26 protein-coding genes are annotated in these 26,506 nt (G+C 74.4%); 8 read left to right on the top strand and 18 right to left on the bottom strand.

The features are described 5' to 3' along the window. Positions 1 to 301: 301 nt before the first annotated feature. Positions 302 to 1,540 (top strand): type ISP restriction/modification enzyme, encoded by a 1,239-nt coding sequence (locus ABT345_RS26120; RefSeq protein WP_345093259.1) that lies wholly within the window; start codon positions 302 to 304, stop codon positions 1,538 to 1,540. Between the two features lie 154 nt (positions 1,541 to 1,694). On the opposite strand, the gene ABT345_RS26115 is transcribed toward ABT345_RS26120, so the two are convergent. From ABT345_RS26115 to rpmB, 4 genes are all read right to left on the bottom strand, one after another. Continuing rightward, on the bottom strand, positions 1,695 to 1,958 hold the full coding sequence (locus ABT345_RS26115; protein ID WP_345093262.1) for a hypothetical protein: 264 nt from the start codon (positions 1,956 to 1,958) through the stop codon (positions 1,695 to 1,697). Between the two features lie 252 nt (positions 1,959 to 2,210). Further along, positions 2,211 to 3,020, bottom strand: a complete 810-nt coding sequence (locus ABT345_RS26110; protein ID WP_345093265.1) for an SGNH/GDSL hydrolase family protein — start codon at positions 3,018 to 3,020, stop codon at positions 2,211 to 2,213. A 319-nt stretch (positions 3,021 to 3,339) separates the two neighbouring features. Next, the gene (gene rpsN, locus ABT345_RS26105; RefSeq protein WP_345093268.1) at positions 3,340 to 3,645 is read right to left on the bottom strand and encodes a 30S ribosomal protein S14; all 306 of its coding nucleotides are present in this window, start codon (positions 3,643 to 3,645) and stop codon (positions 3,340 to 3,342) included. Continuing rightward, positions 3,645 to 3,881, bottom strand: coding sequence for a 50S ribosomal protein L28 (rpmB, locus tag ABT345_RS26100; RefSeq protein WP_345093271.1), 237 nt, complete (start codon positions 3,879 to 3,881; stop codon positions 3,645 to 3,647). The genes rpsN and rpmB overlap by 1 nt, the downstream gene beginning before the upstream one ends. Positions 3,882 to 3,945: 64 nt before the next feature. Between rpmB and rpmG the strand changes: the two genes are divergently transcribed. The 4 genes from rpmG to rpsR all read left to right on the top strand — a co-directional run bounded on the left by rpmG (position 3,946) and on the right by rpsR (position 6,340). Beyond that, the gene (gene rpmG / locus ABT345_RS26095) at positions 3,946 to 4,110 is read left to right on the top strand and encodes a 50S ribosomal protein L33 (RefSeq protein WP_345093274.1); all 165 of its coding nucleotides are present in this window, start codon (positions 3,946 to 3,948) and stop codon (positions 4,108 to 4,110) included. Between the two features lie 114 nt (positions 4,111 to 4,224). Further along, positions 4,225 to 4,491: a type B 50S ribosomal protein L31 gene (locus ABT345_RS26090; RefSeq protein WP_345093277.1), complete on the top strand. Its 267-nt coding sequence runs from the start codon at positions 4,225 to 4,227 to the stop codon at positions 4,489 to 4,491. Beyond that, positions 4,488 to 5,654 carry a CobW family GTP-binding protein gene (locus ABT345_RS26085; protein ID WP_345093281.1) on the top strand — a complete coding sequence of 389 codons (1,167 nt, stop codon included), beginning with the start codon at positions 4,488 to 4,490 and terminating at the stop codon, positions 5,652 to 5,654. The genes ABT345_RS26090 and ABT345_RS26085 overlap by 4 nt, the downstream gene beginning before the upstream one ends. A 449-nt stretch (positions 5,655 to 6,103) precedes the next feature. Beyond that, complete coding sequence (gene rpsR / locus ABT345_RS26080) at positions 6,104 to 6,340, top strand: 30S ribosomal protein S18 (protein WP_345093284.1); 237 nt, start codon at positions 6,104 to 6,106, stop codon at positions 6,338 to 6,340. Positions 6,341 to 6,492: 152 nt separating this feature from the next. On the opposite strand, the gene ABT345_RS26075 is transcribed toward rpsR, so the two are convergent. The 3 genes from ABT345_RS26075 to ABT345_RS26065 form a co-directional block, all read right to left on the bottom strand. After that, a complete protein-coding gene (locus ABT345_RS26075) occupies positions 6,493 to 8,193 on the bottom strand; it encodes an MFS transporter (RefSeq protein ID WP_345093289.1) in 1,701 nt (566 codons plus the stop codon). Between the two features lie 23 nt (positions 8,194 to 8,216). Further along, positions 8,217 to 8,891: an HAD family hydrolase gene (locus ABT345_RS26070; protein WP_345093292.1), complete on the bottom strand. Its 675-nt coding sequence runs from the start codon at positions 8,889 to 8,891 to the stop codon at positions 8,217 to 8,219. Between the two features lie 80 nt (positions 8,892 to 8,971). Continuing rightward, complete coding sequence (locus tag ABT345_RS26065; RefSeq protein ID WP_345093295.1) at positions 8,972 to 10,447, bottom strand: amidase; 1,476 nt, start codon at positions 10,445 to 10,447, stop codon at positions 8,972 to 8,974. 489 nt (positions 10,448 to 10,936) lie between these two features. On the opposite strand from ABT345_RS26065, the gene ABT345_RS26060 reads away from it, so the two are divergent. Next, entirely contained in the window at positions 10,937 to 12,853 is a 1,917-nt protein-coding gene (locus ABT345_RS26060; protein WP_345093298.1) for an N-acetylmuramoyl-L-alanine amidase, read from the top strand. Between the two features lie 68 nt (positions 12,854 to 12,921). Here ABT345_RS26060 and ABT345_RS26055 read toward each other — a convergent pair whose 3' ends face one another. Then, positions 12,922 to 13,623, bottom strand: a complete 702-nt coding sequence (locus tag ABT345_RS26055; protein ID WP_351323460.1) for a L,D-transpeptidase — start codon at positions 13,621 to 13,623, stop codon at positions 12,922 to 12,924. A gap of 186 nt (positions 13,624 to 13,809) precedes the next feature. Here ABT345_RS26055 and ABT345_RS26050 point away from each other — a divergent pair, with 186 nt between their 5' ends. Further along, positions 13,810 to 14,517, top strand: coding sequence for a nucleotidyltransferase family protein (locus ABT345_RS26050; RefSeq protein WP_345093303.1), 708 nt, complete (start codon positions 13,810 to 13,812; stop codon positions 14,515 to 14,517). Between the two features lie 16 nt (positions 14,518 to 14,533). On the opposite strand, the gene ABT345_RS26045 is transcribed toward ABT345_RS26050, so the two are convergent. From ABT345_RS26045 to ABT345_RS26030, 4 genes are all read right to left on the bottom strand, one after another. Continuing rightward, positions 14,534 to 15,829, bottom strand: coding sequence for an alpha/beta hydrolase (locus ABT345_RS26045; RefSeq protein ID WP_345093305.1), 1,296 nt, complete (start codon positions 15,827 to 15,829; stop codon positions 14,534 to 14,536). A 152-nt stretch (positions 15,830 to 15,981) separates the two neighbouring features. After that, positions 15,982 to 17,094 carry a trypsin-like serine peptidase gene (locus ABT345_RS26040; protein ID WP_345093307.1) on the bottom strand — a complete coding sequence of 371 codons (1,113 nt, stop codon included), beginning with the start codon at positions 17,092 to 17,094 and terminating at the stop codon, positions 15,982 to 15,984. A gap of 226 nt (positions 17,095 to 17,320) precedes the next feature. Further along, positions 17,321 to 17,899, bottom strand: a complete 579-nt coding sequence (locus tag ABT345_RS26035) for a hypothetical protein (protein WP_345093309.1) — start codon at positions 17,897 to 17,899, stop codon at positions 17,321 to 17,323. A gap of 292 nt (positions 17,900 to 18,191) precedes the next feature. After that, positions 18,192 to 18,992 (bottom strand): class I SAM-dependent methyltransferase, encoded by an 801-nt coding sequence (locus ABT345_RS26030; protein ID WP_345093311.1) that lies wholly within the window; start codon positions 18,990 to 18,992, stop codon positions 18,192 to 18,194. Between the two features lie 199 nt (positions 18,993 to 19,191). Here ABT345_RS26030 and ABT345_RS26025 point away from each other — a divergent pair, with 199 nt between their 5' ends. Then, positions 19,192 to 20,139, top strand: a complete 948-nt coding sequence (locus ABT345_RS26025) for a phosphotransferase family protein (protein WP_345093313.1) — start codon at positions 19,192 to 19,194, stop codon at positions 20,137 to 20,139. Positions 20,140 to 20,257: 118 nt separating this feature from the next. Here the strand turns inward: ABT345_RS26025 and ABT345_RS26020 are convergent, their stop codons facing one another. From ABT345_RS26020 to asnB, 6 genes are all read right to left on the bottom strand, one after another. Then, on the bottom strand, positions 20,258 to 21,730 hold the full coding sequence (locus tag ABT345_RS26020) for an MFS transporter (protein ID WP_345093316.1): 1,473 nt from the start codon (positions 21,728 to 21,730) through the stop codon (positions 20,258 to 20,260). Positions 21,731 to 21,816: 86 nt separating this feature from the next. Further along, positions 21,817 to 22,269, bottom strand: a complete 453-nt coding sequence (locus tag ABT345_RS26015) for an Rrf2 family transcriptional regulator (protein ID WP_345093319.1) — start codon at positions 22,267 to 22,269, stop codon at positions 21,817 to 21,819. A gap of 130 nt (positions 22,270 to 22,399) precedes the next feature. Continuing rightward, entirely contained in the window at positions 22,400 to 22,915 is a 516-nt protein-coding gene (locus ABT345_RS26010; protein ID WP_345093322.1) for a 2,4'-dihydroxyacetophenone dioxygenase family protein, read from the bottom strand. A gap of 140 nt (positions 22,916 to 23,055) precedes the next feature. Beyond that, complete coding sequence (locus ABT345_RS26005) at positions 23,056 to 24,018, bottom strand: pirin family protein (RefSeq protein WP_345093325.1); 963 nt, start codon at positions 24,016 to 24,018, stop codon at positions 23,056 to 23,058. 83 nt (positions 24,019 to 24,101) lie between these two features. After that, the gene (locus tag ABT345_RS26000; protein ID WP_345093328.1) at positions 24,102 to 24,494 is read right to left on the bottom strand and encodes a GntR family transcriptional regulator; all 393 of its coding nucleotides are present in this window, start codon (positions 24,492 to 24,494) and stop codon (positions 24,102 to 24,104) included. Positions 24,495 to 24,630: 136 nt separating this feature from the next. After that, positions 24,631 to 26,481 (bottom strand): asparagine synthase (glutamine-hydrolyzing), encoded by a 1,851-nt coding sequence (asnB, locus tag ABT345_RS25995; RefSeq protein WP_345093331.1) that lies wholly within the window; start codon positions 26,479 to 26,481, stop codon positions 24,631 to 24,633. Positions 26,482 to 26,506: the final 25 nt, after the last annotated feature.

The raw sequence follows: 26,506 nt of genomic DNA, 5'->3' as shown, positions 1-26,506 counted from the left end.
CGGGCGCAGGGCCGCGCCAGCTGCGCTCCGGGCTGCGGCCGGCGCTCCGCGGGGCCGCGTCCGGACGGCACAGCCCCCTCGGCGCCGCCGAGCCGGTGAACCCGCCCGCCGGTACCGGCTCGGCGAGGACGCCCGGCGGGCGGAACCCGCGGTCACCTGCCCGGTCCCGCCCCGGCCGCGGAACGGTCGGCACCCGGCCCGCGGCGCCCCGCACTCTGCCCGGAGTGCTCCGCGCGGGCGGGAGACCGCCGCCACGCCCTACGATGCCGGGGTCGGCCGAACGGTCCGGGAGGGACGTGGAGTGACGGCGAAGCAGGACGCGCCACTGCTGTCCGATCTGCTGCCCTGGTCGGTGCCGCCGCTGCGGCCCGGCCGCGCATGGGTCACCGGCCCCGATCCGGCGGCGCTGCGCCGCCGCTGGGACGCGCTGGCCGCCGCCGGCGACGCGGCCGAACGCGCCCGGCTGTTCCGCCCGTCGCGCGCCCGTACGCCGCACACCGCCGTCGCCCAGCTGCCGGGCCAGGCCACCGCGACCGGTTCGCTGGCGGGCGCGGCGGGCCGCTGCCCCGAGCCGGTGCGGTACGCCCACGGCGGGCACGACCTGCGGTGGCTGCTGCCCGACCACCGGCTGCTCGACGTGGCCCGGCCGGAGCTGTGGCGGGTCGCCGACGACCGGCAGCTCTTCGTCGTGGAGTGGACCGCGCAGCCGCGCGCCAGCGACCCGCCGCTGCTGTGCACCGCGGTGCTGCCCGACGGACGGTCACCGGGCGGCCGCGGCGGACGGATCCGCCCGCTCCACAAACGGCCCGGCGGCCGCGAACCGAACCTCGCGCCGGGCCTGACCGCGCTGCTCGCGGAGCGGCTGGGCCGCCCGGTGGCGCCCGCCGACGTCCTGGCCTGGGCGATGGCGGCGGCGCGGCCCGCCGCCGGTGGCTGCGCGGTCCCGCTGCCCGCGGACGCCGGGCTGTGGGAGCGCGGGGTGGCGCTCGGCGACCGGCTCGTGTGGCTGCAGACCCGCGGGGCGCACGAGCGCGGCGGCCCGGCGGGTACCCGCCCCCGGATGCCGGGCGGCCGCCGCCCCTACGTCCGCGCCCCGCTGCCGCCCCGCGGGCTGCCCGCGAGCTGCGCGTACGACCCGGACGAGGAGGCGCTGCTGCTCGGCGCCGGGCGGATCGCCCCCGTACCCGCGGGTGCCTGGGCCCATCACGCGGACGGGGTGCGGGTGCTGGAGGCATGGTGCGCGGCGCGCTCGGCGGTGGCCGCGGCGGACGACGGGGAGCCGCTGGCGGCGCTCGGGCCGGAGGGCTGGCCGCCGGAGTGGACGACGGAGCTGCTGGAGCTGATCACCGTGCTGGCGCTGCTGGCCGAGGCGGAGCCGGAGCGCGCCGCGCTGCGCGAGGAGGCGGCACAGGCGCCGGGGATCGGGGCGGCGGAGCTGCGGGCGGCCGGGGTGCTGCCGGTTCCGGCGCGGGCCCGGCGTCCGGCGTCCGTGCTCGGCCATCAGGAGGAGGGGCCGGGCGGGCAGTTCGCCCTGCTGTGACCCCACCGGGACATCGGGGCGCGGATACGCAAAAACCACCCGTCACGGGCAACGGGTGGTAGGTGACGGGGCGCCGTCCCGGACCGGGCGGGCGGGGGGCCGCCGCGCCGCACCGGGACGGCGTGGCCGCCGGGGTGCCGAGGTCAGCTGCGGGTCAGCCGTGGCCGCCGAACAGCGAACGCCGCAGCCTGCTCAGCGGCGCGAACAACGACACCCGTGCGCCGCGGCTGCGCCGCGTCCGCATGTGATCACGAGCCGTCAGTTCCTGCATCAGTGACGTCGCGCCCTGCGCCTCACGCTGCGGGATGGCAGGGCCGCCCAGCACCGCGAGGTGACGGTCGAGGCGCGCACTGGACGCGCCGCTTTTGCAGGTGATGGCAGGGACTCGCGCCCTGCTGCGCACTGTTATCTGTTCCATGACTCTCCCCACCCGTACGAGGGCACCCGGCCCCGGGCAGGGTAACCCTATCTCTCCCCGAGGACACACGTGCAGACCGGCCATCGGTTTCACCTGCCTCGCCGTGGTGTTGTCCGCCACCCTACGGAAGATCACGTACGGGGGTGCGCGGACGGCGAGTTGAACCCCCGGCGGCGTGGGTCCCGGCGGGCGGCGCGGCGCGGGAGGGCCCCCGATCGGGGAACCCTCCCGTACACCTGAGTGGGCCTTCGATCAGGCGGCGGAGCGGAAGACCGGCAGGTAGCCGCTCGACTGGCCGGTGGCCGTGGGGTGGTACGACTCGTCGACCGGCACGGTGACGCTGTGCAGCCAGGCACTGCCGGAGCAGAGCTCGTGGCCGCTGAAGGTGGTGTTGACGTCGGCGAAGGCGAAGCCGTGGTTGGCGGCGCGCTTGGCGGTGACGCTGTTGATCTCGTCGGCGGCACCGTTTATCGCCGCCCGGGACTTGTCGGACAGCCCCGCGATGCAGCTGCCGCCGATCTTGTAGAAGTGCGGGTAGCCGAGGACCACCACGCGGGCGGACGGCGCCTTCTGGGATATCGCGCTGTACACGCCGTCGAGCTGCCCCGGGAGCGTGTTGTCGATGTAGCCGACGGCCTTCGAGACGGCCGCCAGGCAGGCGCTCTCGCCCTGGAGGGCACAGGTGGTCATGGTGTCGGCGAAGCCGGCGTCGTTGCCGCCGATGCTGATGCTGACCAGGCCGGTCGACGAGCTCAGCGGGGCGAGCTGCCCGTTCAGCACATCGCCCGTCTTGGCGCCGGAGCAGGCGGTGAAGTCGAAGGACGAGGGCGAGTTGGCGGCCGCCCACAGCGCGGGATAGGACTTCGTGCTGCGTTTGCAGGAGCCGCTGGCGCTGTCGTAACTGCCGGCGCCGACGCCGGCCGAGTAGGAGTCGCCGAGCGCCACGTAGCCGGTGGCGGCCAGCGGCCGTTCGGCGGCGGTGGCGGCGCTCGCGCCGGTGAGCACGAGCGCCATGGTGGCGAAGAGGGCGGACGTCGCCTTGGCGACGCGGGACAGTCTCATGGAACCTCCCTGGGGCAGGATCTCTGCCGACTTGTTAGTAGCAGGACTCGTGGGTAACCGGAAGTGCTCATGTCAAAACTCGTAGAGAGTTCACGGCAAGTGCCCCGATTTGTTGGGCGAGTTGTTCGCCCGAGGACATGACCCACGCCACGCCAACCTCAAGTGCCCCATGCATATCGACACCCGGCGCGTGTCCGTAAAGCGCCGTTGTGCGCCCGGAGTTCGCGACTGCTCCTGTAGGGGGCCGGACGCGCCGCGGTGCCGCACCCAATGGGGCACGGCACCGCGTCCGCCGGGCACGCGGCCCGGCGCCGGAGGGTCACCAGGACGACTTGGTGACCCCGGGGAGGAATCCGGCGTGCGCCTGCTGCCGCATCCGCACGCGGGACATCCCGAACTTCCGCAGATGACCGCGGGGGCGTCCGTCGACGCTGTCGCGGTTGCGCACCCGGGTCGCACTGGCGTCGCGCGGCTGACGGCGCAACTCGGCGAGGGCGGCGGCGCGTTCGGCATCGCCGGAGGACGGACGCCGGATGATCTCCTTCAGCTCGGCGCGCCGGGCCCCGTAGCGGGCGACAACGGCCTTGCGCCGTTCGTTCTTCGCGATCTTGCTCCGCTTGGCCATCAGACCCTCCCTCCTCGTGCGCGGATCCTCGCCACCGCCGCCTCGATGCCGATGACGTCCACCGTCTTGATCGCCCGGGCGCTGAGCGTGAGGCGGACATACCGCCCCTCACTCGGCAGCCAGTAGCGCTTGCGCTGGATGTTCGGGTCGAAGCGGCGCGAGGTGCGGCGATGCGAGTGGGAGATCGCATTGCCGAAGCCGGGCCGCGCTCCGGTCAGTTGGCAGTGGGCGGACATGAGAGACCTCACCTTTCCCGATGACGGTTGTCGAAAATGAAAACCATTCCCATATAGTAGCGGCATGGCTCGCAACGAACTCCGCCCGGTCGTCAAGCTCCGCTCCACCGCCGGGACCGGCTACACCTACGTGACCCGCAAGAACCGCCGGAACGACCCCGACCGCCTCGTCCTGCGCAAGTACGACCCGGTCGTCGGCCGCCATGTCGACTTCCGCGAGGAACGCTGAGCGGGCCGCCGGGCCGAGCGCCCGACGCCGTGACGGACGGCGCGCACCACCGCACGCCCCGAAGACCACCGCACACCGAAGAACCAGCCCCGACAGAACAGGCAGGCTCCCTTCATGAAGCCCGGAATCCACCCCGCCTACGGCCCCGTCGTCTTCCGCGACAAGGCCGCCGGATTCGCCTTCCTCACCCGCTCCACCGCGACCTCCGACACCACCGTCGAGTGGGAGGACGGCCGCACCTACCCCGTCATCGACGTCGAGATCTCCTCGCGCAGCCACCCCTTCTACACCGGGCAGACGCGCGTCCTCGACACCGCCGGACGCGTCGAACGCTTCGAGCGCCGCTACGGCCGACGGGACGAGCGGCGGGACGACCGATGAGCGGCGCCGATCACCGCCTTCCCGTCGCCCTCGTCGGCGGGCTGCACGCCGACGCCCGGCAGGAGGTGGTCCGGCGGCTCCTGACCGCGGTGCCGGACGCCGTCGCCCTCCATCACGATCTCGGTGCCGCGGCCGACGGCACCGTGCTGCGCACCCTCCGCGACGCCGTCGGCGAACTGTCGTGCGGCGAAACGCCGCTGGTCAACGACTGTGCCTGCTGTGCGCTGCGGGAGGATCTGGTCCCCGAACTCCGGCGGCTGGCCGACAGCGGGCTGCACCGGCTGGCCCTCGTGGAGCTGTGGGACTCCGTGGAACCGCGCGCGATGGCCGAGGTCATCGCGGCCCACGGCGGGGACGGACTGCGCCTGACCACCGTCGTCACCGCCGTCGATCCGGCGCTCGTCCTGCCCGTCCTGTCCAACGGCGACGACCTCGCCGAGGCCGGGCTCGCCGCGGCCGCCACCGATCAGCGCACGGTCGGCGACACCTGGGCGCGGCAGCTGGAGTACGCGCCGGTCCTCGCCGTCGTCGACAGCCCGGACGCCGACGACGCGGACCGCGCGCTGCTGGCCCAGCTGCATCCGACGGCCCGGCATCTCCCGGCGGCGTCCGGGCTGCTGGTGCGGGCCGTGCTCGGCGCGGACGGGCCGTTCGACGTGGCCGCCGCGGCGGCGGCCCAGGATCCGGCGTGCGCGCTGCTGCCGCAGGAGGCCGACGAGTCCGGCGTCACGACCCTGGTGTGGCGCCGCCACCGCCCCTTCCACCCGGAGCGGCTCCACGACGCGCTGGAGGACCTGGCGTGCGCCGCGGCCCGCAGCCGCGGTCGGTTCTGGCTCGCCGACCGGCCCGACGCCCTGCTGTCCTGGGACGCCGCCGGGGGCGCGCTGTGCGTGGAGAGCGCCGGCCCCTGGCTTGCCTCACTGCCGGACGCCGCCTGGGAACTGGTGCCACCACTCCGCCGCGCGGCCGCCGCCCTGGACTGGCACCCCGAGCACGGCGACCGCTGCCAGCACCTGGTCTTCACCGCCCCCGGCCTCGACCGCGACGGCTTGACGCACCTGCTCGACTCCTGCCTGCTGACGGACGCGGAGTGCGCCTGGGGCCGCGCGGCGTGGAAGCGACGCCCGGGGGCGTTCGACGGGTTGTTGGAGCGCGCGTCGTGATGGGGGTGGGATGGATGCCTTGGGCCCTTGCCTGAGGTTGCCCGTCCGGGTGCCCGTCCGGGTGCCCGTCCGGGTCTTCCGGATCTTCTTTCGGGGTGTCCCTGGCGCTTCTCTCCTCCATCTCCTCTATCTCCTCTATCTCCTCTCGGGGATGTCCCGGGCTCTTCGCCGGGGGATGCTCCTGGTCTCTCCTCTCGTCTCCGGGGATGCTCTCGGTCTCTCCTCTCGGGAATGTCCTCGGCGCTTCTCCGGAGGGTGCTCCCGGCTCGTCGCCTGGGGGTGTTCCGGGTCTCTTCCACCCTGAAGCTGCTCCGGCCCTTTCTCTGAGCGCCTGTGTTTGCCCTGGGTCCCGCTGCTTCCTCCGAGCCCCGCTGCTTCCCTGGCGCCCCGGTCCTTCCCCCGAACTTGTTGTCTCCCTGCTACCACCGACTTCGTCGAAAGGTTCTGCCATGGCTCGCCGTCCCGCTCCCTGCGAGGGTTCCCGGCCCCGGCCCAACCCCCTTGACCGGGCGGGCATCACGTACATCGACTACAAGGACACCGACTTGCTCCGGACCTTCCTCTCGGACCGCGGCAAGATCCGCAGTCGCCGGATCACCCGTGTCACCGCACAGCAGCAGCGGCAGCTGACTCGCGCGATCAAGAACGCCCGGGAGATGGCACTGCTGCCTTATGCGTTGCGGTAGGGAGAGCGGGGGGCTTGGGCTGGGCTGTTCTTGGAGGGGCCGGGTTCTTGGGTTCTCGGGTTCCCGACTTCTCCTTTCCCTCTCCCCCTCCCCCAGCCCACCCGCCCCGCCTCCTCCTCGCCCGGGATACCGGGCGTCGCTTCGGGGCGTCGCTAGGGGTCGTCCCGCTCGGGGCTGGTCGTGGTGGTTGCGGTAGGGGTTGGGCCGGGGGCCGCGGAGGCCGTGGGGGCGGCCTCCGCGGGGTGGGGGCGGGCGCCGCGGTGGGAGGCCAGTGCGGAGAGCACCGCCAAGGCGGCGGAGGCGGCCAGTACGGTCTGGAGGCCGTGGGCCGAGGCGGCGGCGGAGGCCGAACCGCCGTCGGTGAGGTGGAGGTAGCCGCCGCCCAGTGTCGCGACGCCGAGCGCACCGCACAGCTGCGCGTTGGTGCTGATGACGCCGGACAGGTCGGCGGCGTAGCGGTCCGGCAGCACGAACGTCATCCGGGCGATCAGGGAGTTGGAGCTGATGCCCAGGCCGAGGCCGCCGATGCCCAGCAGCAGGAAGAGCGCGGGGCCGGTGCGATGACCCGTCACGAGGTAGAGCCACACCGCGGTGTAGCCGCCGGCCAGGACCGCGCAGCCCACCGCGGGCATCGCGGCGGCGTACCGGGACGGCACCCGGGCCAGCAGCGGACCGGCCAGACCGAAGGCGGCGACCCAGGAGATCATCGCCATGCCCGCATAGGCGGGGCCGCGGCCCAGGCCCTCCTGGAGGTACACGGCGAGGACGAAGAGGAGGGCGAAGTACGTCATGGTGGTGGCGCCGTGTGCGGCCAGGGACCAGCGGATCGCCGGTTCGCGGATCACCTCCTCGGCGATCAGCGGCCGCCCGCCCTGCGCGGCGCGGCGGCGTTGGCTGCGCCGGAACGCCGCACCCATCGGCACCGCGGCCGCCAGACAGACCCACATCCACCAGGGCCATCCCGCGTCGGTGCCCAGCAGCAGCGGCACGATGAGCAGCAGCACCGTGGTGGCCAGCAGCGCCATGCCGCGGACGTCGACGTCGTCCGGTACGGGTGCTGCCGTGACGGCTCCGGGTCCGGAGCCGACGTCAGGGCCGGGGGCGGAGGCGGGGCCGGGGCTAGGTGCCGGTGAGTGCCCGTCAGGATCAGCGGTCTTCTGCGTGCCGGCGGGCCCGGGGTGGGAGCTCTCCGTGCCGGGGTCGGCCGGCATCACCCGCAGCGCCGCCCACAGGAGCAGCAGCCCGGCCGGGACGTTGATGAGGAAGATCGGGCGCCAGCCGGTGCCGAGGATGTCGGCGGCGATCAGCACGCCGCCGAGGGCCTGGCCCGCCACGGCGCCGCCCGAGAGGGCGATGGCGTAGTACCCCAGGGCCTTGATCCGCTGCCGGCCGGTGAAATGGAGCTGAATGCCGCTCAGGACCTGCGGCACCATCAGCGCCGCGCCCGCGCCCTGGGCGATCCGGGAGGCGATCAGCACCGCCGGATCGAACGCCAGGGCGCAGGCGAGGGACGCCGCGGTGAAGAGCACCATGCCCGCGAGGAAGATCCGGCGGTGGCCGCGGCTGCCGCCGAGCCGGGCGCCCGCCACGAGCAGGACGGCGTAGGCCACGACATAGCCGGAGACCACCAGGCCCGCCTCACCGCCCGAGGCGCCGAGATCGCGCTGGACGGCGGGTGCGGCGATGTTGGCGATGGCGGTGTCGATGTTGGCCATGAACTGGGCGGCCAGAAGCACGGCGAGCAGCCGCCACCGGTGGACGTCCGGACGGGGGGACCCGCCCGCGGCCCCGGGCCGCGCCGTGGTGAGGTGTTCCGGGGCGGCGCTCCCCGGGTCGGGCGGCTGGGGCCGCATGGTGGGATCCCTCCGTCCGGTGGTCAGGCCGCGCTCAGGGAGAGCGGCGGCCAGGTGATGTCGCTGAGGTCGGGGACGACGAGGTCGGCGGCGTGCAGCGCCTCGGCGTCATGAGTGGTGGTCAGGGCCACACAGGACAGCCCGGCGGCCTTGGCCGCGGCGATGCCCGCGGGGGCGTCCTCGAACGCCACCGCACGGCCGGGGGTGACGCCCAGGGCCTCACAGCCGGCGAGGAACCCTTCGGGGTGGGGCTTGCCGCGGGTCACGTCCTCGGCGGTGATCATCGTGGTGAAGAGCCCGGCGCCGCCGATGTGGTCCAGCATCGCCCCGGCGTGCTCGCGGAGTCCGGAGGTGACGACCGCCATCGGGACGCCCGCCTCGTGCAGGCTCCGCACCAGTGCGGCGGCGCCCGGAACGGGGTGGGGCGGGGGGATGTCCGGGCCGTTGAGGTAGCCGACGGCCTCGTCGAAGAGGTCGGCGACGGTGCTGCCGGGGAAGCGGTGGACGTGATCGGCCAGCGCCTCCTGGCCGCGCCGTCCGACGAAGGTCGCCAGCAGTGCGTCGTCGACCTCCAGTCCGTGGACGTGGAAGAGGCGGGTCCAGGCGGCACGGCTGCGGTGTTCGGTGGCGATCAGGGTGCCGTCGAGGTCGAAGAGGGCGGCGTGGAGTGGTGCCGGGGAGGAGGAGAGGTCGGTCATCTCAGGGGAGTCCTTGTTCGGTGTGCGAGGTGCGGTGGGGCAGGAGCTGTCGGGGGTGCCGGGGGCACCGGGGGCGGTCATCAGGCGGTGAGGGCCGGGTCCAGGTCCTCGTAGAGGTGTTTCCAGGGCAGGTGTTCCTGGCAGGCGGCCGCGCCACGCACGACGGCCGCGTCGTGATGGCGGCGGGCGGCGAACTGCAGGCCGATGGGCACGCCGTTGGCCGCGCGGCCCACCGGCACGGTGGCGGCGGGGCTGCCGATGAGGTTGAAGGGGCTCGTCATCGACCAGCCGACGAACGGATCGACGGGCTGCCCGGCGACCTCGCTGGGGCCGACGGTGGTGCGGGTGGTGTCGTTGGCGATGCCGGCGATGCAGTTGACGGGGCTGACGAGGAGGTCGTAGGCGTCGAAGAGGTCCTCGAAGGTGTCCAGGACGCGGGTGCGGACGAGGTCGCCGAGGCGGAACTGCACGGCGTCGAGGGCGGCGCCGGTGCGGACGCTCTGGAGGTAGGCCGGATCGACCTCCCGGCCCTGCTCGCCCAGCAGGTCGATGCCCTGCTCCTTGCTGACCTCGGCGGATTCGGCGTGGCAGAGGGAGAGATAGCGGCGCCAGCGGGCGGTCAGCTCGGCGTGCGGGAGCGGCAGGCGGAAGTCGTCGACCTCGGTCACCTCCGCGCCCGCCTCCTTCAGCGCCGGCAGTGCGGCCCGTACGGCGGCCTCCACCTCGGGCTCGACCGGATAGCCGCCGAGGTCGGGGAGGTAGGCGATGCGCATGCCGGCCAGCGACGGGGAGAGGGCGTCGGCGAGCGGCTCGGTCACCGGGAAGGAGTAGGGGTCGCGGGGGTGCGGGCCCGACATGAGGTCCAGGCCGAGGACGGCGTCCTCGACGGTGCGGGCCAGTGGGGCGTAGCAGACCATCGGGTTGAGGCGGCGGAAGGCGTTGGGACGGGCGGGGACGGCGACCCGGCCGAAGGTGGTCATCATCGTGAAGACGCCGCAGAACGCGCCGGGCACCCGCAGGGAGCCGCCGGCGTCCGAGCCCTGGGCGAGCGGGACCATGCCGGTGGCGACGGCGGCGGCGCTGCCGCCGGAGGAACCGCCGGCGTTCATCGCGAGGTTGAAGGGGGTGGACGCGGGGCCCAGCAGGGCGCTGTCGGTGGTGGCCTTGAAGCCGAATTCCGGGGTGTTGGTCTTGCCGACGACGATGGCCCCGGCGCGTTCCAGCCGGTCGACGCAGAGGATGGTGTCGGCCGGGACGTCCTCGGCGAAGACGTGGGAGCCGCGGGTGGTGCGGACGCCGGCTACGGGGTCGAGGTCCTTCACCCCGATGGGGACGCCGTGCAGCGGGCCCAGCTGCGCTCCCGCCGCCACCGCGCGCTCGGCCTCCCGGGCGCGGGCGAGCGCCTCGTCGGCGCAGACGGTGACGAATGCGTTGACCGAGGGGTTGAGCCGCTCGATCCGCTCCAGGCTCGCGCGGACCGCCTCGACGGGTGAGACGCTCCCCTCGCGGATGCGGGCGGCGAGCTCCGTCGCCGTTAAGGCCGCGAACTCTTCCATGGCTGCCTCTCCTCACCTCACACCGTGTGTGTGGTGTGTTCGCTGTGCACCCCGCCGGTGGTCACCGGCGGTGCGGAAGACGCCGCCGCGCTCCCCCGTCCGGATGCCGGGCGGCGTTGTCTTCGTTCGGGAAACACCGCGGGGCGCGGGTTGGTTGCACCGGTCCGGATGCCGGTCGCGGAACGCGGGCCGCGGGCCGTGCGGGGCGCCGCGTCCGCCGCTGCCCCGGGCCGCTGTCCACGGCGAACGCCGGACAACGGGCCGCTGAAGGTGAGGTCACGATCGGCTACCGCCCTGGGAACCGGAACGTTTTTCTGATCTCATGGCGTACGGCGCCGAAACCACCCGCCGCCGCGGCGAGTTGCCCGCCCGTGGTGTGCCCGCGTGGTTCCGCGCCGCCCCCACTCGGCGTGCCGCCTGCGAGGTCACGGCCTTTCTCCCGGTGTTCCCCCGTACCGCCCGGTGCGCCGTTGCTCCGAAGGGAATGGTGTGCACAAGCGCAAAACCAAGCGTTGGCTTCCCGCCGCGGTCCTCGGCGGGACACTGGCGGCAGGCGCCTTCGCCTTCCTGCCCACCCTGGCGCAGGCACAGAACGACGCCCCGTCACCCTCCTTGCAGGCCGAATTCACCGCGGCCGCCAAGGAGTTCCGCGTACCGCTGCCGGTGCTGCTGGGCGTGGCCCGGCAGGAGTCCGGCTGGCAGCAGCACTCCGGCTACAGCCAGAGCGGCGGCTGGGGTCTGATGAACCTCACCGATGTGACGCCGGAGATGGTCGCCCGGGGCGCCGCCGGTGCCGCCGGCCGCTCCGACCTCACGTCGTTCGCCGGCCATCCGGAGCTGCACACGCTGCGGGCCGCCGCCCGGCTGACCGGGACACCGGCCGAGCTGCTGCGCAGCAGCTCCGCGGAGAACATCCGGGGCGGCGCCGCGCTGCTCGCCTCGTACCAGAAGCAGTTGACGGGCGAGGTGTCCGGCGATCCGTCGCAGTGGACCGCGGCGGTGGCCCGGTACAGCCGGCTGACGGACAAGAAGGCGGCGACCTCCTACGTCACCTCCGTGTTCGCCGCGATCAACTCCGGTGCGCAGCGGCAGTCGGCGCGCGGCGGGGCCGTCTCCCTCCGGGCGGTGCCGTCCGCCAAGCCGGCCGTCAAGCAGTTCGGCAAGCTGCGGTTGACCGACACCCCGGCGCCGCAGACCGAGTGCCCCCCGACGCTGACCTGCACGTTCGTCCCGGCTGCGGCCGCCAACGGGCAGGTCTCCGACCGCCCGGCCAACGGCGTCAAGATCACGCAGATCGTCCTCCACACCACGGAGGGCTCGTACGACAACGCCGTCGAGACGTTCCAGAAGGCGGGCGGCGCCTCGGCGCAGTACGTCATGCGCGCCTCCGACGGCGCGGTCACGCAGATGGTGGCGGACAAGGACGTCGCGTTCGGGGACGGCAACTACGACAGCAACCTCCACGCCGTCCAGATCGAGCACGAGGGCTTCTCGGCGCACGGTGCGGACTGGTACACGCCGGTCGTGTACGAGAAGACCGCGGAGCTGGTGAAGTGGCTGGCGGCCAAGTACGGCATCCCGCTGGACCGCCGTCACATCATCGGGCACGACAACGTCCCCGGCCCCTCGGACGACACCCTCGCGGGAATGCACTGGGATCCGGGCAACGGCTGGGACTGGACGCGCTTCATGCGGCTGCTCGGCGCGCCCTTCGACGAGGGCGCGCGGGGTGTCGGTCCGGTCGGCTCCGCGGTGACGATCACGCCGGGCTTCGACGGGAACCGCCAGACGTACACCGCCTGTCCGGCGGACGACCCGTCCGGCGAGGTCACCGGGTGCGGGCCGCGGAGCGGGCCGTCCAGCGCCCTGTTCGTGCGCAGCGCGCCCGCCGAGGACGCGCCGCTGCTGCTCGACCCGGTCGTCCACACGGGCGAGGACGACGAGGCCGGCACCGACGGCATCGCGGACTGGAGCACCACCGTCCAGGCCGGGCAGCAGTTCGTGGTGGCGGACCGGCGGGGTGACTGGACGGCCATCTGGTTCGGCGGCCGGAAGGGCTGGATCCACAACCCCGGCGGGCGGAACACCACTCCGGCCACGGGTGTGCGGATCGTGCGGCCCGCCGGGACGGGCGCGGCGCACGTGTACGGCACGGCGTACCCGGAGCAGTCCGAGTACCCGGCGGAGGTGAAGCCGTCGCAGCAGACGCCGCTGACCGCCAAGAACTATGACATCCGTGCAGGTCAGGCGTATGTCACCAGCGGGGAGCCGGAGGCGGCGGCGGACTTCTCGCCGGCCGGCGGCACGGTGGTGCACGGCGCGAAGCGGTACTACACCGTGCAGTTCAACCACCGGTACGTCCTGGTGGACGCCGCGGAGGTCACCGCCGCCCCCGCGGGGCGCTGACACCGCCGGCACACACGGGCGCCCGGGACCGTCGCGGTCCCGGGCGCCGTCGTGTGCGGTGCGCCGGATCAGGTGCCGGGCTTGCGTCCGTAGACGAAGACGTCGTCACCGGTGGACAGGAGCTTCCAGTACGCCTTGGCGTCGGCGGTGCGCATGTTGACGCAGCCGTGCGAGCCGGGGGCGGACCAGACGCTGCCGCTGATCGCGTGGAACGCCTCGCCGCCGTCGAAGAACTGCGAGTACGGCATCGAGACGTGGTACAGCGACGACACGTGGTTCTTGTGCTTCCAGAAGATCCGGTGCAGACCGGTGCGGGTCTCGTTGCCGTTGCGGCCGGTGCGGACGGGCACCGGGCGCTTCACGAGGTGCCGGCCGTCCTGGATCCAGCTGATCTGCCGGGTCAGGTCCACGCAGGCGATGCGGCCCCGGTTGGTGGGGCAGCGGCCGGCGCGGTTGGGGTTGTTGCGGGCGTCCCGCTGCGGCTTGACGACCTTCATCATCTTCCACGTCACGGGGCCCGCGTAGCCGTACTGCGGGTGGATGGCGTGGCTGACCTGGAACGCGCGGATCGCCCGGCAGTCGCCCTGGGACTGCTTGCCGTCGGCCTTGCGGCCCAGGAACTTCTCGGCCTGCTTCTGGTACGGCCCCCGGGCGCCGCCGCACCAGGAGCCGGACGCGGCCTGGGCGGGCGCGGCCCCGAGACCGGCCAGCAGGGGGGCGAGCACCGTGCCCGCCATCGTGTACGCGACGGTCCGGCCGCGACGGTTCATGCTGAATCTCGCCATATGTCCGATCCCCACCTCAACTCGGCTCCGCTGTCGCCTCTTTCGGCGCTGTGTGCGGTCGCGGGGCGGACGCGCCGCCCCCTCCTCCGCCTAAAGTCAGATTAAATGCTGGACCGGGGCGCGGTGGAGGAACGGGCGACTTGTCGGCCATGCGCCGGGTAGGACGGGGAGATGACTCTCCCGCGCGAGGAACCGGTCGTGGCGGCGGCAGCGGTGGCCCGCCATCTCCTGCCCCGGGCACGGCTGGTGGTGGTCGGCGGCAGCGTGCTGACCGCCCTTGGCACCCCGATGTCCGACCTCGACATGGTGGCGGTGCTCCCCCGGGTGACGGCGCCCCGCCACCGCGCGCTGCGCCGGCGGGGCTGGCCCGTCGAGCTGCTCGTCCACGACGAACGGACGCTCGCCGCCCACTGCGCGGACGGCTTCCGCCGACGCTGGCCGGGCATCCCCCGGCTGCTGGCCCAGGGCGAAATCCTGGTGGACGAGGACGGGCTCGGGGCCCGGCTCCGGACGGAGATGCGGCAGCGGCTGGCCGACGGCCCGGCCCCGGCGACCGCCGCCGAGACCGACGCGCTCCGCTACGAACTCACCGACCTCCTCGACGACCTCGCGGGCACCGACGACGCGGGCGAGGCCGCCTTCGTCGCCGCCCGGGTCCTGACGAAGACGGCCCAACTGGCGCTGCTGACCGCCCGGCACTGGCAGGGCAACGGCAAGTGGCTGCTGCGCGAGCTGCGCACCGCACGGCCGGATCTGGCCGCCCGCCTCACCGCCGCCGCGGGCGACCCGGCCGCACTCGCGCAGGCCGCGCGCGCCACGCTGCGGGAGGTCGGCGGGGAGCTGCGGGAGTACGACGTCGCACAGCCGCGGCAGCCCTGATGAGGGCGGCCGCCCGCTACTTCCCCTGCCCCGCGACGGAGGTCGTGACGGCGTCCTTCGGCTCCCCCGGGAAGGGCCGCTCGCCGGTCAGATACGGCATCCGGTCCGTGCGGCCCTGGAGGAACCGCTGGAAGAAGGCGGTCACCCGGTCGCCGGTGATGCGCCGCTGCTGCTCCTCCGAGAGCGCCGCGTCGTCCCGCTGCGGGGTGTCGCGGTCGAGGAACTGCGTGCGGCAGGTGCCGGGCCGCCCGCCCGGTGCGGCGTCGTCGCGGGCCGCCACCTGACCGCTGGAGGGCGACCACTGGCGGTTGAAGAAGTCGTGGTTGCCGCCGGTCAGCGTGTACTTGAAGAGCGGCACCCGGGTCGCGGCGCGGTTCCGCTCGAAGAACTCACCGGTGTTGACGGCGTCGCAGGTGCCCCACATGACGGCGAACGGCGTTTTGGTGACCGGCTCGCCGTCCCAGGTGGCGGTGGGCGCGAGGGCGAAGGCGGCCTTGATGCCGATGCCGGCGGGCAGGTCGGCGCGGTGCGGGTCGGCGATCTCCTGCATCACCCCGCCCCCGCCCATGGAGTGGCCGAGGAGCCCGACCCGCCCCAGGTCGAGCCGGTCGCGGAAGTCGGCGCGTACGGGAGAGCCGTCGCGTGCGTCGGTGAGCGCGGTGCGCAGCGGACCGCCGCCCGAGGCGGACAGCTGCTGCCAGAGCCGCAGATGGTGCTCGATGAGGGCGGCGCGTGCCCGGTAGACGGTGTCGGCCTGGCCGCTGTCGGTCGCGTTGATGCCGTTGGTGCCGACGGAGACGACCACGAAGCCGCGGGCGGCCAGGGCGCGGCCGAGGTAGTCGTAGCCCGTGCTGCTGGGGATCGGTGCGGTCCCCCGGGCGCAGGGCCAGGCCCAGAGCGCCGCGGCGGCCTTCTCCATCAGGGCCTCCTGCCGGGCGGCCTCGGCCTTGTCGCCGCGCTCCAGCGCCCGGTCGCGGGCCTTCTGCGCGGCGGCGTGGCGGTCCTGCGCGCCCGCGTCCGCGCAGGTCTCCCAGTGGCCGTGCTGCATCAGGACCACCGGGTGCCGCCCGGTGCCGAGCCGCGCCGGGTAGTACACGGTGCCGGCGAGTTCGCTGCGCCCTTTGTAGCCGAGGGCGGCCGGGGGCGTGAACGCCTGGTCACCGAGGTCGTACCGGGCCTGGCGCACGGTGCTCGCGGCCGGTGCGACGGACAGCGCGGGGGTGGCCTGCACCGGCGCGGCGATCGCGGCGGTGCCCAGGGCGCAGCCCAGCGCCGCCAGGAGGAGACCGCGGCGGACGGTGGTTTTCTTCATGGAACCTGTCTCCTTGTGCTCTACGGGGGTGGCCGGGGCGCCGCACGGCCGGGCCCGGAAGAGCGCGCTGCCCGGTGGCGGGTGGTGCGGCGGCCGGCGGCGCGAGGGGCGGCGCCCGGTGGCGGGGCGGGCGCCGCCCCTTCGGCGGCGGGTCAGTTCAGCTGCTCGGCCCTGTCGTGGAGCGGCTTTGTCAGCGCGGTGGTGAACTGCGGCCCGACCAGGTGCCGTACGCATCCGGACCCGGCCGACTCCTGGCACACCTTGCCGGCGGCGTCCATGAAGGCGGACTGGGTGTTCACGCCGACGACCTCGCCCCGCCCGGTGGCGGCGGAGAAGCCGCCGAGGCGGGGGCCGCCGCTCGCGCCGCCACCCATCACGCACGCCGCGCCCCACATGCCGGCGGGCTCGGTGTGATCCGGGGTGCCCGGGTACTGCCAGGGCGTGCCCTGGCAGTAGGCCAACTCCCGCCCGGTGTACTCGGGCAGCCCCTCGCGGGCCGGATCGGAGGCGGCCCGGGGGTAGCCGAACTGGACGGCCGCACGGTCACCGGGCGCGTCGTAGGCGATTGCCTGGGCGGCGCCGGTGGCCTGCTGGAGGGTCTGCCCGCGCTCGTTGCGGCCGACGACGGCGAAGGCCTGGTCATGGGCGTCGAACCGGGCGTGGATCTGATCGTTCTCCAGCCAGACGGAGTTGACCACCGACCAGCGCACGACGAACGTCCCCAGGGGCGCCTTGCCGTCGTGGTACCCGGGGACGTACAGGACGTGGGTCTGCCACTGGTTGTTCTCACCGATGAGGTCGGTGGCGTTGAGGCAGTGGCCGGCGGTCACGACGGTGCTGCCGTTCGCACTCTTCACCGCCGTCGCCGTGCAACTGGCGTCCTCCCCGTGGTCGGTGAAGAACAGCCGCCCCACGGTGGTGGCGGTGGCCCCCTCCCAGGGCGCACCGTCCTTCCCGGAGCGCGGCGGGACGTCCTTGACCTGCGTGTTCAGTGCGGCGATGCGCTCGGGCGTCCAGTAGGCGCGCACCTGCTGCTCGTCCTTCGCGGTGGCCGCCGCCGCATGGGTCAGCACTTTGCCCTCGGCCGGGGCGCCGCCGGGCGCCGGGGCGGCCACCACTCCCGGCGCGAACGCCGCGGTGAGCGCGCACGCAACGGCCGACGCCACCGCCGCCCGGCGCACGACGGCCCGACGCCGCGGCGCGGAGGTGCGTACGGGGGCGTGCGTCACGCTGGGTGCGCCGGTACGGGCATGGGTGTCGCGCATGGGTCCTACTTCCGTGAGGGGTGCGGGATTCCGCGGGAAAGGCGCCGGAATCCGGGGGGGGGGGAGGGAGGTATGGGAGTACGGGACTCCGGGGCGGTGTGCCGGAGTCCGTGGTGCGGGTGTGCTCGCGCCGAGCGGGGCCGGCCGTAACGGCCCCGGATCACGCCCCACACCGGGCCGTGCCGCCACCGCGCACGGCAGGGCGGTGCGGCCCGCAGCCGGCCGGTCAGCCCCGGGGAGCCACCGGCGCCGGGACGCCGTCCCCGCTCCTACCCGAGGCCGCGGCGGGCGCCGGGGCGGGCCGGGCGGCCTCGCCGCCGGCGGCCGGGTACGGGGCCGGAGCGGCGGCGTCGTGGTGCGCCGGACGGCCCTTCCCGGCCGGAACGGGCTGCGCCGCCCGGTGCGCGGGGCGGCTCTCCTCCGCCGGAGCGGGGCGCGCGACGGAGCCACGGGCCGGAACGGGCTGCGCCACGGAGCCGCGGGCCGGGGCGGGGCGCGGGGCCTCGCCCTTCCCGGCCGGAACGGGCTGCGCCGCCCGGTGCGCGGGGCGGCCCTCGGTGGCCGGGACCGGCCGGGCCACCTCGGCGTCGCGGGCGGGCGCCGGGCCGGACCGCGCCGAGGCGGCGGCCGGGGCGGGGACGGGGCGCGGCACCTGGGCGCCGTCGGCGGCGTGGGCGGTCACGGCCGCGCCGCCGCCCAGGACTGCGCCGAGGACGGACGCGCCCACCAGGATGCGCAGCCGCCGGGGACGGCGCGCGGACGTCGAGGCAGGGCGTGCGGACGTCGGGGCAGGGCGTGCGGACATGTGCACCTTCGCTCTCTCACGATGAACGGAGGGCCGGTGTCCGCGCCGGATTCCCGCGCGGACACCGGGCTCCCGAATGGGGCCTCCACAGCGTGAGACGTGCGGCGGGCACCCCGGTTGCCGCACGTTTCCCGAAGATCCGCACGGGCCGGAGCGATCCGGGTCACGGCGAGATCGAGGGGCACCGAGGGCGGCCGCGCCCCGGGATCACGTACCGGAGAACGATTCCGGCCATTCGTGAACTCCCGGCACCGCGACGGTGCTTGGCGCCCCGGCGGCGACGGGCGTTCCGTCAGGCGTCGCCGCGCCGCCCCCAGCAGGTGATCAGGGGCGCCGGGGTGACCGCGGCGTCCGTCTCGGCCAGCCAGGTCAGGTGCGCGTCGATCTCCGCGTCCGTCGCGGCCCCCGACCCGGTCAGCTCGCCGCGCAGCTGCCGCACCGTCGCCGCCTCCAGTTCCCGGCAGGCGGGCGAGGTGACCGGGAAGTACGCCTCGGCCTGCACGTCCGCGAGGCCCGCGCCGCGCAGCAGCCCCGGCAGCGAACGGCCGAACGCCAGATCCGCGCCCCGCCGGGCGAGCAACGCGCGAAATCCACGGCGGATGCGCTCGGCCCGCTCCCCCTCCGGCCCCTCCTCGGCCGGGCAGGCGAGGGGCTGGAGCGCCGGATCGGCGTCCTCCACCATCAGCCAGCCGCCGGGCCGCAGCGCCGAGGCCAGCCGCTGAAGGACCGCCGCCCGGTCGGGCAGATGCACCAGGACGAGCCGGGCGTGGACCAGGTCGAGGCCGGTGGCGGGCGGCGCGTCCCGGACCACGTCGTGCTGCAGCACCTCCGTCGTGGCGGTGCCGGAGCCGGTCAGCCACGAGGTGTCGAGGTCCGTCGCCCAGACCCGGCCGGCCGGCCCGACACGCCCGGCGAGCCCGGCGGGCACCGAGGGCCCGCCCGCGCCGACCTCCCAGCAGCGCCACCCCGCGCCGAGCCCCAGCCGGTCGAGGTGGGTGAACGTCCACGGGTCGAAGAGCTCCGCGAACGCGTCGAAGCGGCGCCCCGCCTCGCGGCGGCGGTTGTCGAGCAGATATCCGTCCTCAGATCCCATCTCGTCATCCTCGCACCGGCCGTCGCCCCGCCCCCGGGCGGAGGGCACGGAGAGCCTCTGGCGACATCGGGAGGTGGTGCGCGGCGTATGCCCTAGGTTGCCCTGGGGTCCCTGGACCGCGCCCCGCCCCCAGGCCCCCTGCGGAACATCCCGCACCCGAAGAACGCCCCGTGCACAACCGGAAGTACAGGTGATCCCCATGCCGACCGGCCCCGCGACACCCACCGCCCCCGTGGACGCGCTCCGCGCCGTCCGGGCCCTGCTGCACCGGGAGTTCCCGGGGACCGAGGTGACCGCCGTCCGCCACCTCGACAAGGGCTACACCAGCAAGCAGTGGGTGGCCGACACCGGCGAGGGCCGTCTGCTGGTCAAGGCGCCGCAGCGGGAACCGTCCGTCGCGCAGCTGCGGCGGCTCACGTCCGCCGCGCGGATCGCCGCCGCACACGGCATCCCCGTGGTCCGCTACCGGCGGCTGCTGCCCCACGAGCCCTCCCTGGGCGGCCCGTTGCTCATCCAGGAGTACGAGGAGGGCGACGCCGCGGACGAGGTGTGGGAAGGCCTCGACCGAGGCCGGCGGCTGACGCTGCTCCACGACCTCGGCGACCTCGTCGGACGGCTGCACGCGGTCAAGGGCCCGCACTACGGGGACGTGGCCGGCGGCCCCACGGCGCCCTCGCTGCCGGAAGCGGTCGACGCCGAGGTCGCGGCGCTGCTCCCGCAGGCCGACCTCACCCTGATCGGCGATGCCGAGGCCCTGCGGTCGGCGGTCCGTGCCACCGTGGCCGGGCTGGACGGCACGGCGAACGTCCCCGTCCTCACCCACGGCGACCTGTGGCTGCCGAACATCCTCGTCCGGGACGGCCGGATCAGCTGCGTCCTCGACTTCGAACACGCCGCCTGGGCCGACCGCTTCCGCGACTTCGGCAAGCTCGACGAGCACCTCTTCGACGCGTTCCCGGAGGGCCGCGGCACCTTCCTGGCCGCCTATGCCGCGGCCTGCCCGCTGCCCGGCGACTGGGAGCGGCGCCACGCCCTCGGCCAACTGCTGCACGCGCTCGCCATGCACGTCTACTTCCGGCGGTGGAGCCCGCAGTGGGCACCGCAGTACGCCCGGCAGGCCGGCGAGTGGCTGCTGCGGAACGGGTGAGCGGAGGACGACCGGGGCGTCTCCCCAGGTCGGCGCGGTCTCTCCGGCAGCGGCTCCCGGATGCCGGCGCCGAGGCGCACCCGCCGGAGGCCGAGCGGCCGGCCCCGCCCGAAGACGCTCAGCGGCTCCCGGCGCGGCGCGGCGACGAGGCCCGCGGGGAAGCCGTCTGCGGTGCGGGCGCGGAGGCCGCCGCGGGGCGCAGCCGGGACGCGAGGAGCAGGGTGAGGAGGGCGACCGCGGCCATGGCCAGGAAGACGTCGGAGTACGCGGCGCCGTGGTGGCCGGAGAAGAGCGGGTTGAGCGCCGCCGCGCCGCTCTGCCGGCGCGCGGCGACCAGCACCCCGAACACGGCGGGCCCGGCCCCGGCGCCGAGGAACTGCGCCCCCTGGAGGATGCCGATACCGGCCCCCGTCCGCTCGGCGGGCAGATGGCTCGCGACGGCGCCAATGACGGTGGTGATCACGAGGATGAAGCCGAGGCCGATCCCGAGGATCCCGGCCCCGGCGGGGAGCGCCGAGGCGCCGCCGGTGAAGGCCGACAGGGCCAGTGCGGACGTCCCCATCAGCGCGATCCCGGTGAGCACCGGGCCGCGGGCGCCGACGCGGCCGGACAGGCGGCCGATCAGCGGCGATACCAGGGCGACGGCGACCCCGGCCGGAATCATGACGAAGGCGCCCTCGCCCGGGGTGAGGCCGTTGACCTCGACGAGGACCAGCGGGACGAAGACCAGGCCGCCCAGGTTGACGGCCATGGCGAGGACGACGACGAGGACGGCGGTCCGGTAGGTCCGGTCGCGAAGCAGCGCGGGCGGGACGAAGGGCTGCTCGACGCGGCCGGTCCGCCACCCGAAGAACGCCAGCGTGACGCCCCCGGCCAGCAGGGCGCCCCAGGCCGTGGGCGCGCCGAAGCCGGCGACCTGCGCCCGGGTCATGCCGAACAGCGCGAGCCCGGTGCCGGCGCCGAGGAGGAGGCCGCCGGGCAGATCGAGCCGCCCCTCGCCCACGGGCCGCTCGTCGGGCAGGACCCGCCAGGCCGCGGGGAGCAGCACCAGCGCGGCCACGCACAGCAGCCGGAACAGCGAGGGCCAGCCGAGCCACTGGCCGAGCCAGCCGCCGAGGGCCGGGCCGACGGCGGCGCCGATGCCCGCCCCCGCGGAGGCGACCCCGATCCCGGCGCCGCGCCGCTCCGCGGGGAGGAGCCTGGTGACGGCGATGACCGAGAGCACCGGAACACCGGCCCCGCCGGCCCCCGTCACGATCCGCCCGGCCACCAGCACCGGCAGGCTCGGCGCGATGGCGCAGATCAGGTTTCCGGCGGCGTAGGCCAGCAGCGCGAAGGCGAAGAGGCGCCGCAGAGCCACCCGGTCCGAGAGGCGGCCGTAGAGCGGGATGCCGACCGAGAACACCAGCAGGAATCCGGTGACGACCCAGGCCAGTTCGGCCTCGGAGGCGCCGAAGTCGGCCTGGATCCGCGGCAGCATCAGATTGACCATGTCGCTGGCGGCGACGGTGACGAGCACCGCCGGCATCACCACCGCGAGTAAGGCCGTTCCGGGACCGGTACGCCCGGTCGTCGTCGAGGGGGAACTCATATGACACGTCCTCAGGGCGGCTTACTGCCACCATAGTGGTTACATTTTGGGGGACGAAAAGGCGGAGGGGGCACCTCCGCCGCAGGTCAGCTCAACTCCGGTGCGCGCCGGTCGCGTTCTCGCTCACAGGCCAGCACCTGCCCGACCAGAAAGGCGATCGTCGTCCGGCCGAGCCGCTCCTCCATGGCCCGCTCCGCCTCCCGGAACTCCACGTCCAGCAGGCGCTGCATATGGCGCCCGACCTCGCAGCCGTTGCTCGGCGGGTGCGGATACCGGGAGAGGACGGGGCCCGCCTCGACGGCCGCGTAGGCGTCGTACAGCGTGATCTCGCGGGCGGGGCGGGCGAGCGTCCAGCCGCCGTTGCGCCCCTCGCTGGACGAGACGAGGCCGGCGTCCCGCAGGCTGCCGAGGATCCGCCGCACCAGCACCGGGTTGCTCGCCAGGCTCTCCGCCATCTCCGCGGAGGTCAGTGAGCGATTCCAGCGCCCCAGCATGGTGAGCGCATGAATCGCGACCGCGCTCCGGCTGCTGACACTCACGGCACCCCTCCCCGCCGACGCGGCACCGCGCCCGCCGACCGAACTGCAACGACGCTAGTAGCAGTTCGACGGACGTGTCAACGCATGGCCGTACGGGGACCGTCCGCCCCGCGCTCCCCCGCGGCCGGCCTCACAGGTACAGCGCCCTGTTGACCGGGACGCCCCGCTCCCGGCAGCCGCGTTCGTAGTGGTCGATGAGCCGGAAGACGTCCATCACCTCGGCCACCCGGTCGTGCTCGTCGAGGAACTCCACCGGCCCGTTCAGCCAGAAGACGGTCTTCATCCCCTCGTCGGAGAAGAGGGTGTGGGTGCGGCCCGGACTCTCCCGGATGAAGTCACCGGGCCGGCCGACCCAGTCGTACTCCAGATAGCGCCAGCTGCCCTCCAGCACATAGCCGGAGACGGGACCGCGGTGGCGGTGCCGGCCCAGCGAGGCGCCGGCCCGCACCCACAGCACGTTGGCGGCGGAGTTGCCGCGGATGTCGAACGTCAGATGCTTGATCATCACCTGCGGCACGAAGGGGAGCCACGGCGAGTCCGCCGCCGCGATGTGCCCTTCGGGCAGCGCGTACCGGTCCCGGACCTGGTCGATCCTCGCTTCGCTCGCGGCCGGACCGTCCGGCTCCGGGGGCGGGTTGCTCGTCATGGCTGAGGCCTTCCTGCTGACGCCGGTGCGGACTCGCAGTCATACCCGTGTCCGGCTCTCCCGACGCGGCGGCGCCACTCCCACCGCCCCGCCGGTGCGCCGCCCTCGCCGAGACCGTGTCCCGGGAGCATCTACCCAGCTCAGTGCGCCCGTCCCCGCGGTTTCAGCGGTGTCGCGGGCAGTTCGGGGGCGGGCAGTGGGGCGCCGTCGTAGCCGTGGACGGTGCCGAAGCGGTCGCCCATCACCCAATCGGCGCGGGCCTGTGCGATGTCCTCCTGGGTGCGCCCGACGAAGTTCCACCACATCACGAGCTTCTCCTCGAAGGGTTCGCCGCCGAGGAGGAGCAGGGCGCAGTCGGTGGGGGCGCGGAGTGGGAGTTCGGTGCGGCCGCAGCCGAGGTAGAGGAGGGAGCCTGGGGCGAGGCGGACGCCCGCGACCTCGCTCTCGCCGGAGATGGTCAGGGCCGCGTACTCGAAGTCCGGGTCGATCGGCAGCCGGGTGTCGGTGCCGGCGGTGAGGGCGAGGTCGGCGCCGACGAGCGGGGAGTACGTGGTGCCGGGGGAGGCGGCTCCGGCCAGTTCGCCGAGGATGACGGTGGCGGTCAGGCCGCCGGCACCGGTGACGACGGGCAGGTCGTCGTGGTGCTCGAACGACGGGTCGGTGTGGCGGTGTTCGCCGGGCAGGGCGACCCACAGCTGCGCGCCGTGCAGCAGCCGGGGATGATCGCGCGGCGATTCCTCGGAGTGCGAGATGGCCCGGCCCGAGGTCATCAGGCCCAGCTCGCGCGGGCGGACGGTCTGCAGGCTGCCCAGGCTGTCGCGGTGCAGCACCTCGCCGTCGTGCAGCCAGCTGACGGTCTGCAGACCCATGTGCGGATGCGGCGGCACCTGCATACCGGGCTCGCCGGCGATGTCGTCGGGGCCGTAGTGGTCGACGAAGCACCAGGCGCCGACCATCCGGCGGCCGAGGTTGGGGAGCAGCCGGCGGACGAGGGTGCTCTCGCCGAGCGGCACCTGCCTGCCGGGCTGGACGTCGCGGACCGGGCCGGTGCGGCCGTTGCCCCCGCAGCTCTTGGCCAGGGGGCGGATGTCGAGGTTGCTCATGCCGTCACGATAGGCCGGGCGCGGCGCCCGATTCGGGCAGCCGTGCGGGTGGGCATGTCCCGCCCGGCGGGGCCGACGGCCGGTCAGCCGCCGGTGCCGTACGTGGCGCGGAGCGCGTCGCGGACGGCGGCGAGGGCGGCGTCGTGGTCCAGGCCGAGGCGGTGGGCGCGGCGGGCGTAGTCGGCGGCGGCGGTGGCGGCCTCCTTGTCGGCGGCCTCACCTGCCGCGGCGACGAAGCTGCCGTTGCGGCCGCGGGTCTCGATCACCCCGTCGGCCTCCAGGGCGCGGTAGGCCTTGGCGACGGTGTTGGCGGCGATGCCCAGTTCGCCGGCGAGAGCGCGGACGGTGGGCAGCCGGAATCCCACCGGCAGGGCCCCGGACCGGGCCTGGTCGGCGATCCGGGCGCGGACCTGCTCGAACGGGGCGTCGGCGGACCGGGGGTCGAGGGTGATCCGGAGGTGCTGCGGCGAGGACACGGCGGGCGCTCCTGGGGTGCGGGCGGGTACCGGCCCGCGGACGGGCCGTGACGCGTGGGTTCGCGCCCCATTGTGCGTCAGATACGTCCGCGGCTCGCCCCGGGGAGCGGGGGCGCGCTCCCCGGGGCGGTCCGGTTCACAGGTCCAGGCTGGTGCCCGTGGTGCGGAGCCAGGCGTTGAGGCCGAGCATCAGCTCGGCGCCGGGGCGGATGTCGCCGCTCGCGCCGTCGGCGGTGGCCTCCGCGGCGGCGGCGGAGTCCAGCAGCGGCTGGACCGGGGCGTTCCGGTCGGCGGCGACCTCGCGCAGCTCGCCGCGGAGCGCCTCGTTGTACCCCGGGTCCTGGGTGCTGGGGTACGGGCTCTTGACCCGGTCGGCGACGGAGGCGGGCAGCACGTCGCGGACGGCGGCGCGCAGCAGCGACTTCTCGCGGCCGTCGAACGTCTTCATCGCCCAGGGGGTGTTGAAGACGTACTCGACGAGGCGGTGGTCGCAGAAGGGGACGCGGACCTCCAGGCCGACGGCCATCGAGGCGCGGTCCTTGCGGTCGAGGAGGATCTGTACGAAGCGGGTCAGATGCAGATAGCTGACCTCGCGCATCCGGCGCTGGAGCCCGGCGTCGCTGTCCAGGTAGGGGACCTCGGCCAGCGCCTCGCGGTAGCGGCGGTCCTCGTAGCCCTTGAGGTCGAGGCGTTTGAGGAGCCCGCGGTCGAGGAGCGCCTCGCGGACGGCGTTGCCGCCGGAGAAGCGGCCCGAGACGCCGGCGGCTATCCAGGGGAAGGTGTCGGCGTGCACGGCCTCGGGGTCGTGGAACCAGAGGTAGCCGCCGAAGATCTCGTCGGCCGACTCGCCGGACAGCGCGACCGTGGACTGTTCGCGTACCGCCTTGAAGAGGAGGTAGAGGGAGGTGTCGCCGTCGCCGAAGCCGTTGGGCAGGTCGCGGGCGGCGAGGACGGCGGCGCGGTGCGCCGGGTCCATCAGCGCGGCGGTGTCCAGCACGATGTCGTGGTGGTCGGAGGCGACGTGCTCGGCGAGGGCGTGGGCGTACGGGCCGTCGGGGGTGCCGCGCAGGTCGTCGGGGGTGAAGTTCTCGGTGTACCCGGTGAAGTCGACGGCGAAGGAGCGGACCGGGCCGCTGCCCTGCGCGGCCAGCGCGCCGGCGGAGAGCGCGGTGATCGCGGACGAGTCGAGGCCGCCGGAGAGCAGGGTGCACAGCGGGACGTCGGCGATGAGCTGGCGGGCGACGATGTCGTCGAGCAGTCCGCGGATGTGGCCGACGGTGGTGTCGAGGTCGTCGGTGTGCTCGCGCGCCTGGAGCGCCCAGTAGCAGCGGGTGGTCAGCCCGTCGCGGGTGACGCGGACGGTGTGGCCGGGGCGGACCTCGTGCATGCCCTTGAAGACGCCGTGGCCGGGGGTCTTGGTGAAGGTGATCAGCTCGGCCAGGCCCTCGGCGTCGACGGCGGGCCGTACCTCGGGGTGGGCGTTGATCGCCTTGGGCTCGGAGCCGAAGAGCACACCGTGCGCGGTGGGCTGGTAGTAGAGCGGCTTGATGCCCATCCGGTCGCGGACCAGGAGGAGTTCCTCGGTCCGCGGGTCCCAGAGCGCGAAGGCGTACATGCCGTTGAGGCGCTCGGTGAAGGCCTCGCCCCACTCCAGGTAGGCGTGGAGCACGACCTCGGTGTCGCTCTGCGTGCGGAAGGTGTGGCCCAGGGCCGTCAGCTCGGCCTTCAGCTCGCGGTAGTTGTAGACCTCGCCGCTGTAGGTGGTGACGAGCAGGGTGCGGCCGTCGCGCTCGACGGCCATGGGCTGCTTGCCGCCGTCGAGGTCGATGACGGCGAGGCGGCGGTGGCCGAACGCGGCGTGGGTGTCGAGCCAGATCCCGGCGGCGTCCGGACCACGGCAGGCCATGGTCTCGGTCATCGCCTCAAGGGTGGGACGCTCGGTGGTGAGGTTACGGTCGTAGGAGATCCATCCGGTGATTCCACACATCTCGGCTCCTTCGTCGGCGGCGGAC

The organism is Streptomyces sp. NPDC000404 (assembly GCF_040300365.1).
In the GTDB taxonomy this organism is placed as follows: Bacteria; Actinomycetota; Actinomycetes; order Streptomycetales; family Streptomycetaceae; genus Streptomyces; species Streptomyces ramulosus.
Note: the sequence above shows the minus strand (reverse complement) of the source record. Positions and strands in the feature narration are given on the sequence as shown.

Bases quoted from the DNA above. Each gene is read 5' to 3' on its own strand.
- ABT345_RS26010 (WP_345093322.1), bottom strand. From the start codon at position 22,915: ATGACGAGCAACCCGCCCCCGGAGCCGGACGGTCCGGCCGCGAGCGAA.
- asnB (WP_345093331.1), bottom strand. From the start codon at position 26,481: ATGTGTGGAATCACCGGATGGATCTCCTACGACCGTAACCTCACCACC.
- rpmG (WP_345093274.1), top strand. From the start codon at position 3,946: ATGGCTCGCAACGAACTCCGCCCGGTCGTCAAGCTCCGCTCCACCGCC.
- ABT345_RS26090 (WP_345093277.1), top strand. From the start codon at position 4,225: ATGAAGCCCGGAATCCACCCCGCCTACGGCCCCGTCGTCTTCCGCGAC.
- ABT345_RS26035 (WP_345093309.1), bottom strand. From the start codon at position 17,899: ATGTCCGCACGCCCTGCCCCGACGTCCGCACGCCCTGCCTCGACGTCC.
- rpmB (WP_345093271.1), bottom strand. From the start codon at position 3,881: ATGTCCGCCCACTGCCAACTGACCGGAGCGCGGCCCGGCTTCGGCAAT.
- ABT345_RS26020 (WP_345093316.1), bottom strand. From the start codon at position 21,730: ATGAGTTCCCCCTCGACGACGACCGGGCGTACCGGTCCCGGAACGGCC.
- rpsR (WP_345093284.1), top strand. From the start codon at position 6,104: ATGGCTCGCCGTCCCGCTCCCTGCGAGGGTTCCCGGCCCCGGCCCAAC.
- ABT345_RS26005 (WP_345093325.1), bottom strand. From the start codon at position 24,018: ATGAGCAACCTCGACATCCGCCCCCTGGCCAAGAGCTGCGGGGGCAAC.
- ABT345_RS26115 (WP_345093262.1), bottom strand. From the start codon at position 1,958: ATGGAACAGATAACAGTGCGCAGCAGGGCGCGAGTCCCTGCCATCACC.
- ABT345_RS26025 (WP_345093313.1), top strand. From the start codon at position 19,192: ATGCCGACCGGCCCCGCGACACCCACCGCCCCCGTGGACGCGCTCCGC.
- ABT345_RS26030 (WP_345093311.1), bottom strand. From the start codon at position 18,992: ATGGGATCTGAGGACGGATATCTGCTCGACAACCGCCGCCGCGAGGCG.
- ABT345_RS26075 (WP_345093289.1), bottom strand. From the start codon at position 8,193: ATGCGGCCCCAGCCGCCCGACCCGGGGAGCGCCGCCCCGGAACACCTC.
- ABT345_RS26045 (WP_345093305.1), bottom strand. From the start codon at position 15,829: ATGAAGAAAACCACCGTCCGCCGCGGTCTCCTCCTGGCGGCGCTGGGC.
- ABT345_RS26110 (WP_345093265.1), bottom strand. From the start codon at position 3,020: ATGAGACTGTCCCGCGTCGCCAAGGCGACGTCCGCCCTCTTCGCCACC.
- rpsN (WP_345093268.1), bottom strand. From the start codon at position 3,645: ATGGCCAAGCGGAGCAAGATCGCGAAGAACGAACGGCGCAAGGCCGTT.
- ABT345_RS26070 (WP_345093292.1), bottom strand. From the start codon at position 8,891: ATGACCGACCTCTCCTCCTCCCCGGCACCACTCCACGCCGCCCTCTTC.
- ABT345_RS26050 (WP_345093303.1), top strand. From the start codon at position 13,810: ATGACTCTCCCGCGCGAGGAACCGGTCGTGGCGGCGGCAGCGGTGGCC.
- ABT345_RS26055 (WP_351323460.1), bottom strand. From the start codon at position 13,623: ATGAACCGTCGCGGCCGGACCGTCGCGTACACGATGGCGGGCACGGTG.
- ABT345_RS26040 (WP_345093307.1), bottom strand. From the start codon at position 17,094: ATGCGCGACACCCATGCCCGTACCGGCGCACCCAGCGTGACGCACGCC.
- ABT345_RS26085 (WP_345093281.1), top strand. From the start codon at position 4,488: ATGAGCGGCGCCGATCACCGCCTTCCCGTCGCCCTCGTCGGCGGGCTG.
- ABT345_RS26065 (WP_345093295.1), bottom strand. From the start codon at position 10,447: ATGGAAGAGTTCGCGGCCTTAACGGCGACGGAGCTCGCCGCCCGCATC.